The sequence below is a fragment of the Roseateles oligotrophus genome (genome assembly GCF_025717515.1).
In the GTDB taxonomy this organism is placed as follows: Bacteria; Pseudomonadota; Gammaproteobacteria; order Burkholderiales; family Burkholderiaceae_C; genus Paucibacter_A; species Paucibacter_A oligotrophus.
The window spans coordinates 175,980-190,032 of the sequence record NZ_JAJIRN010000010.1; the positions used below are offsets into that span (position 1 = coordinate 175,980).

13 protein-coding genes are annotated in these 14,053 nt (G+C 60.6%); 1 reads left to right on the plus strand and 12 read right to left on the minus strand.

The features are described from left to right. Positions 1-29: 29 nt before the first annotated feature. The 12 genes from LNV07_RS21635 to LNV07_RS21690 all read right to left on the minus strand — a co-directional run bounded on the left by LNV07_RS21635 (position 30) and on the right by LNV07_RS21690 (position 11,866). A complete protein-coding gene (locus LNV07_RS21635) occupies positions 30-818 on the minus strand; it encodes a Stp1/IreP family PP2C-type Ser/Thr phosphatase (protein WP_263573273.1) in 789 nt (262 codons plus the stop codon). Then, the gene (locus tag LNV07_RS21640; protein ID WP_263573274.1) at positions 815-1,900 is read right to left on the minus strand and encodes a serine/threonine-protein kinase; all 1,086 of its coding nucleotides are present in this window, start codon (positions 1,898-1,900) and stop codon (positions 815-817) included. Before LNV07_RS21640 ends, LNV07_RS21635 begins: the two co-directional genes overlap by 4 nt. Positions 1,901-1,916: 16 nt before the next feature. Continuing rightward, complete coding sequence (locus LNV07_RS21645; RefSeq protein WP_263573275.1) at positions 1,917-2,648, minus strand: TerC family protein; 732 nt, start codon at positions 2,646-2,648, stop codon at positions 1,917-1,919. A gap of 178 nt (positions 2,649-2,826) precedes the next feature. Next, the gene (sucD, locus tag LNV07_RS21650; RefSeq protein ID WP_263573276.1) at positions 2,827-3,720 is read right to left on the minus strand and encodes a succinate--CoA ligase subunit alpha; all 894 of its coding nucleotides are present in this window, start codon (positions 3,718-3,720) and stop codon (positions 2,827-2,829) included. Positions 3,721-3,741: 21 nt separating this feature from the next. Then, on the minus strand, positions 3,742-4,902 hold the full coding sequence (gene sucC / locus LNV07_RS21655) for an ADP-forming succinate--CoA ligase subunit beta (protein WP_263573277.1): 1,161 nt from the start codon (positions 4,900-4,902) through the stop codon (positions 3,742-3,744). Between the two features lie 22 nt (positions 4,903-4,924). Beyond that, entirely contained in the window at positions 4,925-5,491 is a 567-nt protein-coding gene (locus LNV07_RS21660) for a DUF2889 domain-containing protein (protein ID WP_263573278.1), read from the minus strand. A gap of 207 nt (positions 5,492-5,698) precedes the next feature. Continuing rightward, positions 5,699-6,211: a RecX family transcriptional regulator gene (locus LNV07_RS21665; protein ID WP_263573279.1), complete on the minus strand. Its 513-nt coding sequence runs from the start codon at positions 6,209-6,211 to the stop codon at positions 5,699-5,701. Positions 6,212-6,278: 67 nt separating this feature from the next. After that, positions 6,279-6,752 (minus strand): nuclear transport factor 2-like protein, encoded by a 474-nt coding sequence (locus tag LNV07_RS21670; protein ID WP_263573280.1) that lies wholly within the window; start codon positions 6,750-6,752, stop codon positions 6,279-6,281. 6 nt (positions 6,753-6,758) lie between these two features. Continuing rightward, complete coding sequence (gene recA / locus LNV07_RS21675) at positions 6,759-7,799, minus strand: recombinase RecA (protein ID WP_263573281.1); 1,041 nt, start codon at positions 7,797-7,799, stop codon at positions 6,759-6,761. A gap of 374 nt (positions 7,800-8,173) precedes the next feature. Continuing rightward, the gene (locus LNV07_RS21680; protein WP_263573282.1) at positions 8,174-9,871 is read right to left on the minus strand and encodes an ABC transporter ATP-binding protein; all 1,698 of its coding nucleotides are present in this window, start codon (positions 9,869-9,871) and stop codon (positions 8,174-8,176) included. A 7-nt stretch (positions 9,872-9,878) separates the two neighbouring features. Further along, on the minus strand, positions 9,879-10,931 hold the full coding sequence (locus tag LNV07_RS21685; protein WP_263573283.1) for an ABC transporter permease: 1,053 nt from the start codon (positions 10,929-10,931) through the stop codon (positions 9,879-9,881). After that, a complete protein-coding gene (locus tag LNV07_RS21690) occupies positions 10,928-11,866 on the minus strand; it encodes an ABC transporter permease (protein ID WP_263573284.1) in 939 nt (312 codons plus the stop codon). Before LNV07_RS21690 ends, LNV07_RS21685 begins: the two co-directional genes overlap by 4 nt. Before the next feature lie 310 nt (positions 11,867-12,176). Here LNV07_RS21690 and LNV07_RS21695 point away from each other — a divergent pair, with 310 nt between their 5' ends. Continuing rightward, a complete protein-coding gene (locus LNV07_RS21695; RefSeq protein WP_263573285.1) occupies positions 12,177-14,021 on the plus strand; it encodes an ABC transporter substrate-binding protein in 1,845 nt (614 codons plus the stop codon). Positions 14,022-14,053: the final 32 nt, after the last annotated feature.

Here is a 14,053-nt window from a genome sequence, read left to right on the forward strand (position 1 = left end):
CAACGCCACTGATATCTTCTAAATTTGCTTCAGCGCCGTCCGAACGGCCACCAAGCCCTGCCCTCGGTCTTGACGCGGCCTTCGGCCCTGACCAGCACCAGCGCAATATTATCTCGGCCGCCCATGTCATTGGCCCCGTCTATCAAGGCTTGAGCCGCTTCAGACAAGGAAGGGTGGTTTAAGAGCAACTGGCAAATCGATGCATCATCCAGCATATCGGACAGACCATCCGAACAAAATAGGTAGACATCCCCAGCCTGAATTTCGTGAAGATGCAACTCCAGCATCACCGAATCTTCGACACCAACCGCCCGGGTGACCAAATTCTTGTTGTTCGATAGCGCCGCTTCTTCGGCCGTCAGCAGCCCCGCGTCGAGTTGTTCTTGCAGCAGCGAATGGTCACGTGTGATTTGGCTCAGATGTCCGCCGCGCAAGCGGTAAGCACGCGAGTCACCCACATGACCCATCAGCAAGCCTTCCTCGCGGAACACCCCGACCACCAAGGTCGTGCCCATACCGGCGTAGCGCGGATTGGTGTTGGCGGCATTGAAGATGGCACGGTTGGCGTTGTCGACGCAGATGTCCATGGCTCGCCGCACATCGGCCGCGCTGGCACTGCCGCCCGACTCCTTCAGCCAGCGGCCAAGCTCGGCGCGGATGAAGCTGGTGAGCATCTGACTGGCTACTTCACCGGCGTTGTAACCGCCCATGCCATCGGCCAGCACAGCCAAGCCGACGGCCTCATCCAAGGCCACCGAGTCTTCATTGTTGTCGCGTGCGCGGCCCACATCGGTGGCGCTGAAAAACTCCAGGGTCATGGCTTTGTCTTCGGTTGCAGTCCTGCGGGATTCTGCCCTGCTTCCAGCGTATTCAGACGGACTGTTTGTGCGAAAGAATCGGCAGAAATGGGCGAATCGGTGCCCATGTCGGAGATTGGAGGCGCGGCGACCGGCTCTTCTAAGCCCGGTTGCAGCAACACCGCCTCCAGATCCAGAGCCATCTGCTCGCCGCTTGCATAGCGCAACTCGGGGCGCTTTTCAAGAGCCAAGGCCAGGACCATGGCCAGCGCCTCCGGCAAACCCGGCCGGTAGTGGCGCACATCGGCCGGCGTCTGATTGGCGATCTGGTACATCAGTCTTGCCATCGAGTCTGACTGATGGGGCAGATGGCCGGTCAATAGTTGATAAATCATCGCGCCTAGCGAATACAGATCGCTGCGCCCATCGACCTTCAGTCCGGCCAATTGCTCGGGCGACATAAAAGACGGTGTGCCCAAGACCAGACCGGTGCGGGTGCGGCTGCCATCGGCAATGCGGGCGATGCCGAAATCCATGATCTTCAGCACATCGTTTGCCAAGTCCAACATCACATTGGCCGGTTTGATGTCGCGGTGGATAACACCTTGGCTGTGCGCATAGTGCAAGGCACGTGCCAGCCTTGCCCCGATCCGAACCACCTCGCGGACCGGCAGCAACTGATTGGCTCGCGTGTAATGGCTGAGGTCTTTGCCTTGCACGAATTCCATTGCGATCCATGCGTCTTCACCGGCCTCGCCGGCATCGAGAACCTGCAGGATATCCGGGTGCTGAAGGTGCCCGGCCGCGCGCGCCTCACGCATAAAGCGCTGGCGCACATCGGCCAGGTCCTCGGCGGCGAATTCGCGTTGCAGTGCCAGTCGCTTGATCGCCACCAGCTTATCGTTGCTGAGTTGGCGGGCAAGATGCACTACCGCCATAGCGCCACGACCGAGCTCCCGCTGCAATTCATAACCCTGCAAGCCGACGGCCGCCTTGGTCGCCTGAAGCGCCAGAATGGAGGCTCCGTCGGAGGCAGCAAGCGTCGACTCCGCCGCCACCGGGGGGCTTGATTTGCCAAGAATTCGCCGCCAGAAACCCGTCATTCGTGCGCCCTTTTACCTATTCGGTTTTGCCGCTTCGGGAAGCCATCAATTTGCCAGCGGCCAGCACAAACAATGCCCCCGCTATGCCACAGCCGTAATGCCAGACCGGCAAAACAAGTGAAGTACCGGGCTTGTCGCCGGGCATGGTCGGCACCCAGTCCTTCAAGGCCGGGTCACCGATGATCATGGTACCGGCGATCCAACCCAGCAGCATCGCGCCGACCGTGATGACTATAGGGAAGCGGTCCATCAGCTTGATGACCAACTGGCTACCCCAGACGATGATGGGAATCGACACCAGCAAGCCGAAAATCACCAAAGGCATCTGGTGATCACCACCCGCGCCTTGAGCCGCGCCGGCGATGGCAATCACATTGTCCAGACTCATCACAAAGTCGGCCACTATGACGGTCTTGACCGCAGCCCAAAGCTTGTCGCTGGCCTGGATGTTCGAGTGCTCGTCTTCACTCTCGGGGACCAAGAGCTTGACGCCGATCCAGACCAGCAGCAGGCCGCCGAGGATCTTCAGATAAGGCACTTGCAGCAAGGTCAGGGCAAAGAAAATCAGCACCACGCGCAGCACAATCGCGCCGGCCGTGCCCCAGATGATGCCTTTGGTGCGCTGGGCGGCCGGCAGTTTGCGGCATGCCAGCGCGATCACGACCGCGTTGTCGCCGCCGAGCAAGATGTCGATCATGATGATCTGGCCGACCGCCAACCAGAACTCGGGACTCAAAAAGGTATCCATTGATGTCTTCTAAGAAGGGATGCGATCTAGGCTCGCATTGGATTACATAGCCGCCGACTATAGCGAAGCACAGGAGAAGCGACGTTAGGAATGAAAAAAGGGGCTGACGCCCCTTTTTGCTCTAAGCGGAGACTGGGCGCCGGCGCTCAATGCCGATCACCCAATGATCTGCGCAGAATTACAGCAAGCCCTTCAGCAGCTTGGCCATTTCCGACGGGTTGCGCGTGATCGTGAAGCCGCAGGCTTCCATGATCGCGAGCTTGGCGTCGGCGGTGTCTTCTCCACCGGAGATCAAGGCACCGGCATGGCCCATGCGCTTGCCGGCAGGTGCGGTCACGCCAGCGATGAAGCCGACGATAGGCTTCTTCATATTGTCTTTGCACCAGCGCGCGGCTTCGGCTTCGTCGGGGCCGCCGATTTCGCCAATCATGATGACGGCGTCGGTGTCCGGGTCGTCATTGAAGGCCTTCATCACGTCGATGTGCTTCAGACCATTGATCGGGTCGCCACCGATGCCGACGGCGCTGGACTGACCCAGGCCGATTTCGGTCAGCTGAGCCACCGCTTCATAGGTCAGCGTGCCGGAGCGCGAGACCACGCCGATCCGACCCTTGCGGTGGATGTGGCCGGGCATGATGCCGATCTTGATTTCGTCCGGGGTGATCAGGCCTGGGCAGTTAGGTCCGAGCAGCAAAGTGCGCTTGCCGCCAGCGGCTTCCTTGGCGCGCATGCGGTTGCGGATCTCCAGCATGTCACGGACCGGGATGCCTTCGGTGATGCAGATGGCCAGATCCAGATCGGCCTCGACGGCTTCCCAGATCGCAGCGGCGGCGCCAGCAGGCGGCACATAGATCACCGACACGGTGGCGCCGGTCGCTTGTGCGGCTTCGCTCACATTGGCGTAAATCGGGATGCCTTCGAAGTCCTCACCGGCCTTCTTGGGGTTCACGCCGGCGACGAAGCAATTACGGCCATTGGCGTAATCGCGGCAGCCACGGGTGTGGAATTGACCGGTCTTGCCCGTGATGCCTTGGGTGATGACCTTGGTGTCTTTATTGATGTAAATGCTCATGACGTTCTTTCTAGCAAAGACTTAGGCTACGGCTGCAACAATCTTGGTGGCCGCTTCGGCCATCGAATCGGCGGCGATGATGGGCAGGCCAGACTCGGCCAGCATCTTCTTGCCCAGGTCTTCGTTGGTGCCCTTCATGCGCACCACCAATGGCACCGACAGATTGACCGCCTTGCAAGCGGCGATCACGCCTTCTGCAATGGTGTCGCACTTCATGATGCCGCCGAAGATGTTGACCAAGATGCCCTTGACTTCGGGGTTCTTCAGCATGATCTTGAAGGCTTCGGTGACCTTCTCTGCAGTCGCGCCGCCGCCCACGTCCAGGAAGTTGGCCGGCGATCCGCCGAACAACTTGATGGTGTCCATGGTGGCCATGGCCAAACCGGCGCCGTTCACCAAGCAGCCGATATTGCCGTCCAGGCTGATATAGGCCAGGTCGAACTTACTGGCTTCCACTTCGGCCGCGTCTTCTTCGTCGAGGTCGCGGTAGGCGACGATCTCGGGGTGACGGAACAGCGAGTTGGCGTCGAAGTCGAACTTCGCGTCCAGCGCCTTGATGCCACCGCCGCCTTCAAGAATCAGCGGGTTGATTTCGGCCAGCGACGCGTCGGTGGCCATATAGCACTTGTAGAGCTTTTGCAGCACGTCGCGCGCTTGCGCTTGCGAAGCTTCCGGGACGCCGATGCCGGCCACCAGGGTTTGCGCTTGCTCGTCGGTCAGGCCCAAGGCCGGGTCGATGATGACGCGCAGGATCTTCTCGGGCGTGGCGTGCGCCACTTCCTCGATGTCCATGCCGCCTTCGCTGGACGCCATCATCGCGACGCGCTGGGTGGCGCGGTCGGTCAGGGCGGCAACGTAGTATTCCTTCTTGATGTCGGCGCCTTCTTCAACCAGCAGGCGGCGCACTTTTTGACCGACCGGGCCAGTCTGGTGCGTGACGAGTTGCATGCCGAGAATTTCTTCGGCCAGGCTCTTGACCTCGTCCATCGAACGGCCAAGCTTGACGCCGCCGCCCTTGCCGCGTCCGCCGGCATGGATCTGGGCCTTGACGACCCAGACCGGGCCGCCCAATTTCTGAGCGGCTTCAACCGCTTCTTGCACCGTGAAAGCCGCATGGCCACGCGGCACAGGCACGCCGAATTGGCGCAGGATTTCCTTGGCCTGGTACTCGTGAATCTTCATAGGTGTCTCGCTTTTGGAAAGGTCAGGAAGAGGAGATAGCAGCGGGCGACGCCGCGGGCAAGGCCGTCGGGGCCTCCCCGTTGCGGAACCAGCGGGGGTAATGCGATTTCACTGTCGAGCCGTCGCTGCGCAGCGCATGGCAACGGTCAAGTTGAAATGGGGCCTGGTCAGAAGCACTGTCTTCGCGCGTATCGAGCACGATGCCAGCAAAGGCTTGGATGACCGCTGAGGGCAGCAACTGACACATCTCGGTCAGATGGGTACAGCCTTTGATACCGGCGAGCCGTTCTTTGACGCCGTGCCTGAAGCTTTGCATCAAATTCAAGCCAGCCAGGGCCGCATAAGCATCACCATGCTGGTCACATGCGCCGGGATAAGGCATCCAATTCGTTTGCGATGTCGCGGCCAGAATATTCGTCTGTGCGTCCACCACCAAGCGAAGCAGCATCGCGTGAATCGGCTCACCCGCCAGGCGTTTGCCACCGGCGACCGCCATGTCGCAGGTCTTGGTATCCGTCAAAGAAGCGTCGACGTCATACAGGCCGTCATTGCGTGCAAAGACCTGCACGTCAATGGCGCGACGATGCATCAAACGGCGCTCGGAGGAGGGATTGGATAAGGGCATGGCTGGAGAAACGGCTTCGCATAAAACACTGCCTGCGGTCTAAAAAACCAGCAGGCAAGGCTTACGCAGGGCGCCAATGTAGCATGCTGCGCCTCAGCGAGGCTTTCGCGAAACTGTCGAAGCGGGTAGAAATTCATGGCCGCGAGAGGCAGCAGGTGCTTTCGGGCCGTTTTAGTCCTCGTCGGAGTGCAGCAGTTTTCGAATCGTCTCGGCCGCATAGCCCCGGGCCATCAGGAAACGAATTTGTTTGGCCTTCCCTGGCCCATCATCGGCCATGACGCCACCAAATTTGCGCTGCCAAACGGCCTTGGCACGCTCGAACTCCTGGGACTTCAAGGTCGCCATCGCCTCTGCACTCAGGCTCAGACCATGTTGTGCCAGCTCCTGCTTGATGCGCAGGCTGCCGTAACGAGACGCCCGGGCATGGACGCGAGACTCGACAAATCGGGCGTCACTCAAATAGCCTTGAGCTTGCAAGCCGTCCAGCAAGGTCTCGATATCGGCCTCAAGGTTCGCGCCATCGGTTGGGGCCTCCTCATCGGCCTCCGCAAGCTGCGGAACGCCCGCCTTGGCCGCCATGCTGCGCTGAATCCGCAACAGCTTGCGACGCAACTCCGTCCGGCTATGCTCCCGCTGCGACAACAGCGCGATGGCGCGCATTTTCAAGGACAAGGGCTTCTTCATGACGGCAGGCGAAAGGGGCGATGACGTTGAAGGTGGGCGGTATGGGCCGCCTTAAAGTCGAGCCAAGTCAGGGCAGGTCAAGCTTGAGCGAGAGCCCCGCGCGATCGTCGGTGCTCATGCGTTTCAGGCCCGGCAGCGCACCGGGCTTGCGCCAGGCAGGCGCGGGCTGTGCGTCGGCCCAATATTCGTCAATCGCCACGATCAGGCCCTGCTCAATGCCAAAAAAACTATTGGCATAAAAGGCCTGTTCGGCCTGATCCACCCGCACCAAGCTATGAACCCGCCTTCTTGCCACCGGAGCGGCAGTGGCGTCACCCCCGCAGTCCAGCGCATTCAATTCCAGCAAATGAATGGTCCAACCCTCGGGGTAGACGGCGTTGACATGAACGATCGCCTCGGCGCCTTCAAAACGCTCCGATGTCGCCCACCATTGGCAAGCGGCCTGAGGGTGCAGCAAGGCCTGGGCCGCAGCCCATTGGCGCGCCTGGTACAGCGCCCAGAACCGCCGCACCAAGTTCAGATCTGAGGCAGAGCTGGACATGACTAATCAAGCCGCAGCGCTGCCCGCCAACAAGGGCACGCCCAGCGAGTCGCGCACCTTGTTCTCGATCTCATGCGCAATATCCGGGTTCTCGCGCAGGAACTCGCGCGCATTGTCTTTGCCCTGGCCGATTTTTTCGCCGTTGTAGGCGTACCAAGAGCCGGACTTTTCGACCACCTTGGCGATCACGCCCATGTCGATGATCTCGCCTTCGCGGCTGATGCCCTCGCCATAGAGAATGTCGAACTCGGCGGTCTTGAACGGCGGTGCGACCTTGTTCTTGACCACCTTGACCTTGGTCTCGCTGCCGATCACTTCATCACCCTTCTTGATCGAACCGATGCGGCGAATGTCCAGGCGCACCGAAGCGTAGAACTTCAAGGCATTGCCGCCGGTGGTGGTTTCGGGGCTGCCGAACATCACGCCGATCTTCATGCGGATCTGGTTGATGAAGATGACCATGCAATTGGCCTTCTTGATCGTGGCCGTCAGCTTGCGCAAGGCCTGGCTCATCAAGCGAGCTTGCAAGCCCGGCAGTGAGTCGCCCATTTCGCCTTCGAGCTCGGCCTTGGGTGTCAGCGCCGCGACCGAGTCGATCACGATCAGGTCAACCGCACCGGAGCGCACCAGCGCGTCGACGATTTCAAGCGCTTGTTCGCCGGTGTCCGGCTGGCTGATCAGCAAGTCTTGCAAGTTGACGCCAAGTTTTTGTGCGTACTGGATATCCAGCGCATGCTCGGCGTCGATGAAGGCGCAGACACCGCTGAGCTTTTGCATCTCGGCGATGACTTGCAGCGTCAGCGTGGTCTTGCCCGAAGATTCCGGGCCGTAAATTTCGACCACGCGGCCACGTGGCAAGCCGCCGACGCCCAGCGCAATGTCCAAGCCCAAGGAGCCGGTGGAGACGACCTGAATGTCCTCAATCACCTCGCCATCGGCCAGACGCATGATGGAGCCCTTGCCGAATTGTTTTTCGATTTGGCTGAGCGCGGCCTGCAAGGCCTTGGCCTTTTCGGTGTTGATGGCGGTTTTGACTGGGGCGTCCATGGAGTTCTCCTGAATGAGCTGGCCGAATTATGGCGCAATCTGTATATTTGTACAGTAGTTTGTGTGGAAAAAAGTTATGGGCTAGCCGGCGCATTCCATCTCGCCCTAGACCGCCCAAGCCTTTGCGACAGAAGCAAGCTCATCCTAGCGTCGAGCTAGCTCACTGGATGAGCCAGCCGTGCGGAACGGAGGAAATCAGCAAAAAAATGGTTGATTCATTTGCCCGAGAACAAATGAACCCATTTAGCGGCGCCCATTCGGTGGCTCCTGCGCATAGCGAGGATTTGAATGGGCGCATGGTCGTCAAGCGCTTCTGTCGTGAGGCCGGCGCTGCTCCCGCAGCGCCGGCAATGACCCGCGGCCGGTCAGCCGAATCAGGCCGCCGCAGCCGCTGCGTGCACCGGGCCTTGATAGCCTCTGGGCACAGCGCCCAGCAACTTGCGCGTGTACTCCTGCTTCGGATTCGCCAGCAAGGCTTGGGTCTCGCTTTGCTCGACCACATCGCCGTTCTGCATCACCAGCACTTCGTCGGAGATGAACTTAACCACCGCCAGGTCATGGCTGATGAAGACATAGCTGAGGCCGAACTCGTCCTGCAGATCCTTCAGCAGATTCAGCACCTGAGCCTGCACCGACACGTCCAGCGCCGACACCGCCTCGTCCAGCACCAGCACCTCTGGATTGAGCGTTAGGCAGCGCGCAATCGCGATCCGCTGGCGCTGGCCGCCGGAGAACTCATGCGGGTATTTATTCAGCACCGTGTCGTCCAGGCCGACCTTTTTCAACAGCGCGCTGGCGCGTGCCAGGCGTTCATCGTGATTGGCGCCGATATTGTGGATCTCCATCGGTTCGACCAGGGTCTGGCCGATGGTGAAGCGCGGGTTCAGCGAGGCATAGGGGTTCTGGAACACCACCTGAATGCGGCGGCGCATCTTCTGCCAGTCGTTGCCGCTCATCTTAAGCAGGTCCTTGCCCTCGAACAGCACCTCGCCACCGGTCGGCTCATGCAGGCGCAACAACGTCAGGCCCATCGTCGTCTTGCCGGAGCCCGACTCGCCCACCACGCCCAGCGTATAGCCCTTGCGCAGCTTGAAGTTGACTTCCTTGACGGCCTTGAATTCCTTCTGGCTGAACAGGCCGCTCTTGAAGAAGAAGCTCTTCTTCAAACCGCGCGCCTCCAGAATCACCGGCGCATTCGGGTCCTTGGCCTTGCCCTGACCGGCATTGACCGTCAGGCCGGCGATATGGTCATCGATGACCATCAGCCGCGCCGGGTTCTCGGTCAGCGAGGGCCGGCAGGCCAGCAAGGCCTTGGTGTAGCTGTCTTGCGGATTGCTGAAGATCTCGGCGACGGGCGCCTTTTCGCGGATCTGGCCATGGCGCATCACCACCACCTGGTCAGAGATTTCACCGACCACGCCGAGGTCATGCGAGATGAACAGAAGAGCCATCTTGTGCGTCTCTTTGAGCTTGGCCATCAGCTCCATCACCTGGCGCTGAATCGTCACGTCCAGCGCCGTGGTCGGCTCGTCGGCGATCAGCAACTTGGGGCTGCAGGCAAGGGCCACGGCAATCATCACGCGCTGCTGCTGGCCACCCGACATCTCATGCGGATAGTTGCCCAGGCGGCGCTTGGGCTCGGGGATGCCGACCTCATTCAGCAGCTCCTCGGCCCGCACCAGCGCCTGCTTCTTGCTCATGCCCATATGCTTGATCAGCGGCTCCATGATCTGCGCGGCGACGGTGAAGACCGGGTTCAGCGAGGTCATCGGGTCCTGGAATACGCAGGCAATATCACGGCCACGGATCGCCTGCAACTCGCGCAGCGTGCACTGGCGCAAATCCTGACCCTGGAACAGGATCTTGCCTTCGCGCTCGGCGTTATCCGGCAGCAGGTTGAGGATGGACATCGCCGTCACCGACTTGCCCGAGCCCGACTCGCCCACCAAGGCGACGGTCGAGTTCTCGGGGATGTCGAAGCTGATGCCTTTGACGGCCATCGTGCGCTGCATTTCGCCGTTGACACGGCCCATGCGGAAGGAGACCTTGAGGTCTTGAATACTCAGTAGCATTTTCAAATCACTCCAGGCCGCGCAGCTTCGGATCGAGCGCATCGCGCAGCGCATCGGTAAACAAGGCAAAGGCGGTCACAAAGATGGCCATCAAGCCGGTCACGGCCGCCAGCTGCCACCAATAGCCGAGGATCAACTCGCTCTGCGACTCGCTCAGCATCGTGCCCCAGGAGACCTGATCCACGCCGACACCCAGGCCCAGATAGGACAGGATCACTTCGCTCTTGATGAAGCCCACCACATGCAAGGACAGCTGCACCAGCGCCACATGCGAGACGTTGGGCAGGATGTGCTTGAACATGCGCGAGTAACGCGAAGCGCCGATGGCCTCCGCCGCGCGCACATATTCGCGCACCGAATGCTTCATGAACTCGGCGCGGATCAAACGGTAAATGCCGGGCCAGCCGGCCAGACCCAGAATCATCACCACCGACATCACGCCGCGCCCGAAGATCACCGCAAACGCGAAGATCAGCAAGATGCTCGGGATGGCGGTGAAGACGTTGTAAAGCCATTCCAGAAAGTCGCCCACGCGGCCGCCGAAAAAGCCCGACAGCGCACCGAGCACGACGCCGATGATGGTGGCCACGACAGCCGCCAACACGCCGACCAGAATCGACACCTCGGCGCCCTTGATTGCCTTGGACATCACATCGCGACCCAGCCGGTCACCGCCCATCGGCAGCGTCTCGGCCTTGACCGTCACCTCGGTCTTGTAAGTCTTGGCGCGCTCTTCCCATTCCTTGTAGCGGGGAGCCAGCGGATCGATATCGCTGAGGTCCACATTCGGACCCTTGGGCGTTTGAATAGCACCGGTTGCCTCGGCCGGAGCCGGGCCAACAAAGGTCGGCGGCGCGTTCGGCACGCCGACTTCTTTTTGCCAGTTCTTGGCGATCAGGCCGCTGCTGGAGGCCGCCACCATCAAGAGGAAGAAGGCCACGATCACCATGGACACCATGCCCACCTTGTCGGTGCGCAAGCGGCGCCAGGAAGCCGCCCAGACGCCCTCTGATTTGCCACCCTTGGCGGGCACACTTGAACTCGAAATCACTGCACTCATTTCAGCACCACCCGCGGATCCACCAGCTTGTAGAGCAGGTCGGTAATCAAATTCACCACCATGGTCAGGAAGGCGATATAGATCGCAAAGGCCTGAATGACCGGGTAGTCGCTGCGGTTCACGGCCAACAGAATCTCGCGACCCAGGCCAGGGATCGAGAAGAACACCTCGAGCAAGAAGCTGCCGACGAAGACGCCCGGCAGCGCCACCGAGATATTCGTCATGATCGGGATCATCGCGTTGCGCAACACATGCTTGAGCAGAATCGTGCCCTCGGTCATGCCCTTGGCGCGCGCTGTGCGCACATAGTCATGGCCGATCTCGTCGAGGAAGAAGGTCCGGTACAAGCGCGTGTACGGCGCAATCGCCACGGCAACGGCCACCATCACCGGCAGCGGCGCATAGGTGGTCAGGTTGGTCCAGACGCTGTCGGTCCAGCCCTGCACCGGGAACCAGCCCAGGCGGAAGGCGAACACATATTGGCCGACGATCACATAGACCAGCAGCGAGATCGACACCGCCACCGTGCTCAGAATCATCACCGTGCGGTCGGTCAGGCTGCCGCGCACCGAGGCGACGGCCAAGGCAAAGGGGATCGCCAACAAAATCTCCAGAAACAGAATCGGCAGCATCACGGTCAGCGTGGCCGGCAAGCGGCTGCTGAAGAGGCTGGCCACCGACTCATTGGTCGCCCAGCTCTTGCCCCAGTCGAAGGTGATGATCTGCTTGATGAAGATCCACAGCTGCTCCAGCACCGGCTTGTTCAGGCCGAGCTGCTCGCGGATCGCGTCAATCTGTTCGGCACTGGCGTTCAGGCCACCGAGGATTTCGGCGGGATCACCACCGAAGAACTTGAAGAGAAAAAACACCAGCAGCACGACGCCGAGCAAGGTCGGGATCATTTGCCACAAGCGTCTGAATAGGTAGGCCAGCATCGCTGTTGGTTCTCCGTAAAGATAGACGTCGCAGATTCGACAAAAATGCTGCCCGGCGGGCTGATGGCCCGCAAGGCTTGCGAAAAGAAAAACTGGCGCGAGTCTAGTCGCTTTGGACCCCCTTGCTTACCGGGTTTTGCCCTTGGCTGCCACCCAATTGAGGGGCGGATTCGAGTAAAACTGACTCACACTTCGAGAATTCATGGGGCTTCTAGCCCATGTCGCCTAAGCCAATGCAATTTGGGCATAAGCCCGGCAAGACGCAGGCACTAGACTGCGCCCCTCCCCGTGGAAGTGAAGAAAATAAGCGATGCGATCGACCCTGATACGAGCCGCCACATACCTGATTGGCCTGCTCGGCTTGACCAGCCTGCCTTTGCTGGCCCAAGAAACGAACAGTACTTCCGAGACCAAGGTACTGCCGAAAGTTCTTCGTTACGCCTTCCGCGCCTCCGAGACCGGCTTCGATCCGGCACAGATCTCCGACAGTTATTCCAAGGCGGTGGCGGCCGGCATCTTCGATGCGCCGCTGGAGTTTGAATACCACCGCCGCCCGGCCAAGCTGCGCCCGAATACCTTGGTGGCCATGCCCGAGGTGTCGGCCGATTTCAAGACCCTGACCTTCGAGCTCAAGCCCGGCATCTTCTTCGGTGACGACCCCGCCTTCGGCGGCAAGAAGCGCGAACTGGTCGCCGCCGATTACATCTACTCGATCAAGCGCCATTACGACCCGCAGTGGAAGAGCCCCAATCTCTACCTGCTGGAGAACGTCAAGATTCTGGGCGCATCGGAGTTGCGCCGCGAGCTGATGGCGGCGAAGAAGCCGTTTGACTACGACCGCCCGTTGGAAGGCCTGCAAGTTCTGAGTCGCTATAAGTTCCAACTCAAACTCGGCGTCGGCGACCCGCGCTTCATCAACCAGTTTGCCGACGCGGGCTTCCTCGGCGCGGTGGCGCGCGAGGTGGTGGAGATGTATGGCGACAAGATCATGGAACACCCGGTCGGCACCAATGCATGGCGCCTGGGCGAATGGCGCCGCAGCTCGCAGATCGTGCTGGAGAAGAACCCCAATTTCCGCGAAGTTCGTTATGCCGAGAGCCCGCCCGCCGACAACCCGGCCCTGGCCGCTCAGGTCGCCATGCTGCAGGGCCGGCGCCTGCCGATGGTGGACCGCGTCGTGATCGCCATCATCGAGGAGCCGCAGCCGCGCTGGCTGTCCTTCCTGAATGGCGAAAAGGATGTGATCGAGGAGGTGCCGGCCGACTTCGCCACCATCGCGATGCCGAACAACAAGTTGGCACCGAATCTGGCCAAGCGCGGCATCCAGATGACCCGCTACCCGCGCGCCGATGTGGCCTTCACCTATTTCAATATGGAAGATCCGGTGGTGGGCGGCTACACGCCGGAAAAGATCGCGCTGCGCCGCGCAATCTCGCTGGGTTCCGACATCGACAAGCAAATCCGCCTGGCGCGCCGTGGCCAGGCCGTGCCTTCGAATGGCCCGATCGCGCCGGGCACCTTTGGCTTCGATGCCAATTTCAAATCCGAGATGGGCGAGTACAACCTGGCCAAGGCCAAGAGCCTGCTCGACCTCTACGGCTATGTCGACCAAGACGGCGACGGCTGGCGCGACCAGCCCGATGGCTCGGCGTTAAAGCTGGAATATGCGACCCAGCCCGACAGCACCAACCGCCAGCTTAATGAGCAATGGCAGCAGACCATGAATGGGCTGAAGATCCGCATCAAGTTCAAGACCGCCAAATGGCCGGAAAACCTGAAGTCTGCCAACGCCGGCAAGCTGCAGATGTGGGGGGTGTCCTGGGTTGCCACCGCGCCGGACGGTGACACCTTCCTGGCGCTCGGTGACGGCGGCGCCAAGGGCAAGGCCAACAAGGCACGCTTCGACCTGCCGGCCTTCAATGCGCTGTACAACAAACAAAAAGCATTGCCCGATGGACCCGAGCGCGAGGCGGTGATGGCCGAGGCGCAAAAGCTCTTGGTGGCCTATATGCCTTACAAGATGGAGGTGCACCGCGTCTTCACCGACATGGCCCAACCCTGGGTGATGGGCTACAACCGCAACGTTTTCGTGCGCGACTTCTGGAAGTATATTGATGTCGATCGGGACACCTTGGACCGATTGTCGAAGAACTAAACACAGGCCCGGGCTTCGCTTGCCGAGCCGGC

What these genes read in the sequence shown, in the direction of transcription:
- LNV07_RS21635 (WP_263573273.1), bottom strand. Translation starts at nt 818, where the DNA reads ATGACCCTGGAGTTTTTCAGCGCCACCGATGTGGGCCGCGCACGCGAC.
- LNV07_RS21640 (WP_263573274.1), bottom strand. Translation starts at nt 1,900, where the DNA reads ATGACGGGTTTCTGGCGGCGAATTCTTGGCAAATCAAGCCCCCCGGTG.
- LNV07_RS21645 (WP_263573275.1), bottom strand. Translation starts at nt 2,648, where the DNA reads ATGGATACCTTTTTGAGTCCCGAGTTCTGGTTGGCGGTCGGCCAGATC.
- sucD (WP_263573276.1), bottom strand. Translation starts at nt 3,720, where the DNA reads ATGAGCATTTACATCAATAAAGACACCAAGGTCATCACCCAAGGCATC.
- sucC (WP_263573277.1), bottom strand. Translation starts at nt 4,902, where the DNA reads ATGAAGATTCACGAGTACCAGGCCAAGGAAATCCTGCGCCAATTCGGC.
- LNV07_RS21660 (WP_263573278.1), bottom strand. Translation starts at nt 5,491, where the DNA reads ATGCATCGTCGCGCCATTGACGTGCAGGTCTTTGCACGCAATGACGGC.
- LNV07_RS21665 (WP_263573279.1), bottom strand. Translation starts at nt 6,211, where the DNA reads ATGAAGAAGCCCTTGTCCTTGAAAATGCGCGCCATCGCGCTGTTGTCG.
- LNV07_RS21670 (WP_263573280.1), bottom strand. Translation starts at nt 6,752, where the DNA reads ATGTCCAGCTCTGCCTCAGATCTGAACTTGGTGCGGCGGTTCTGGGCG.
- recA (WP_263573281.1), bottom strand. Translation starts at nt 7,799, where the DNA reads ATGGACGCCCCAGTCAAAACCGCCATCAACACCGAAAAGGCCAAGGCC.
- LNV07_RS21680 (WP_263573282.1), bottom strand. Translation starts at nt 9,871, where the DNA reads ATGCTACTGAGTATTCAAGACCTCAAGGTCTCCTTCCGCATGGGCCGT.
- LNV07_RS21685 (WP_263573283.1), bottom strand. Translation starts at nt 10,931, where the DNA reads ATGAGTGCAGTGATTTCGAGTTCAAGTGTGCCCGCCAAGGGTGGCAAA.
- LNV07_RS21690 (WP_263573284.1), bottom strand. Translation starts at nt 11,866, where the DNA reads ATGCTGGCCTACCTATTCAGACGCTTGTGGCAAATGATCCCGACCTTG.
- LNV07_RS21695 (WP_263573285.1), top strand. Translation starts at nt 12,177, where the DNA reads ATGCGATCGACCCTGATACGAGCCGCCACATACCTGATTGGCCTGCTC.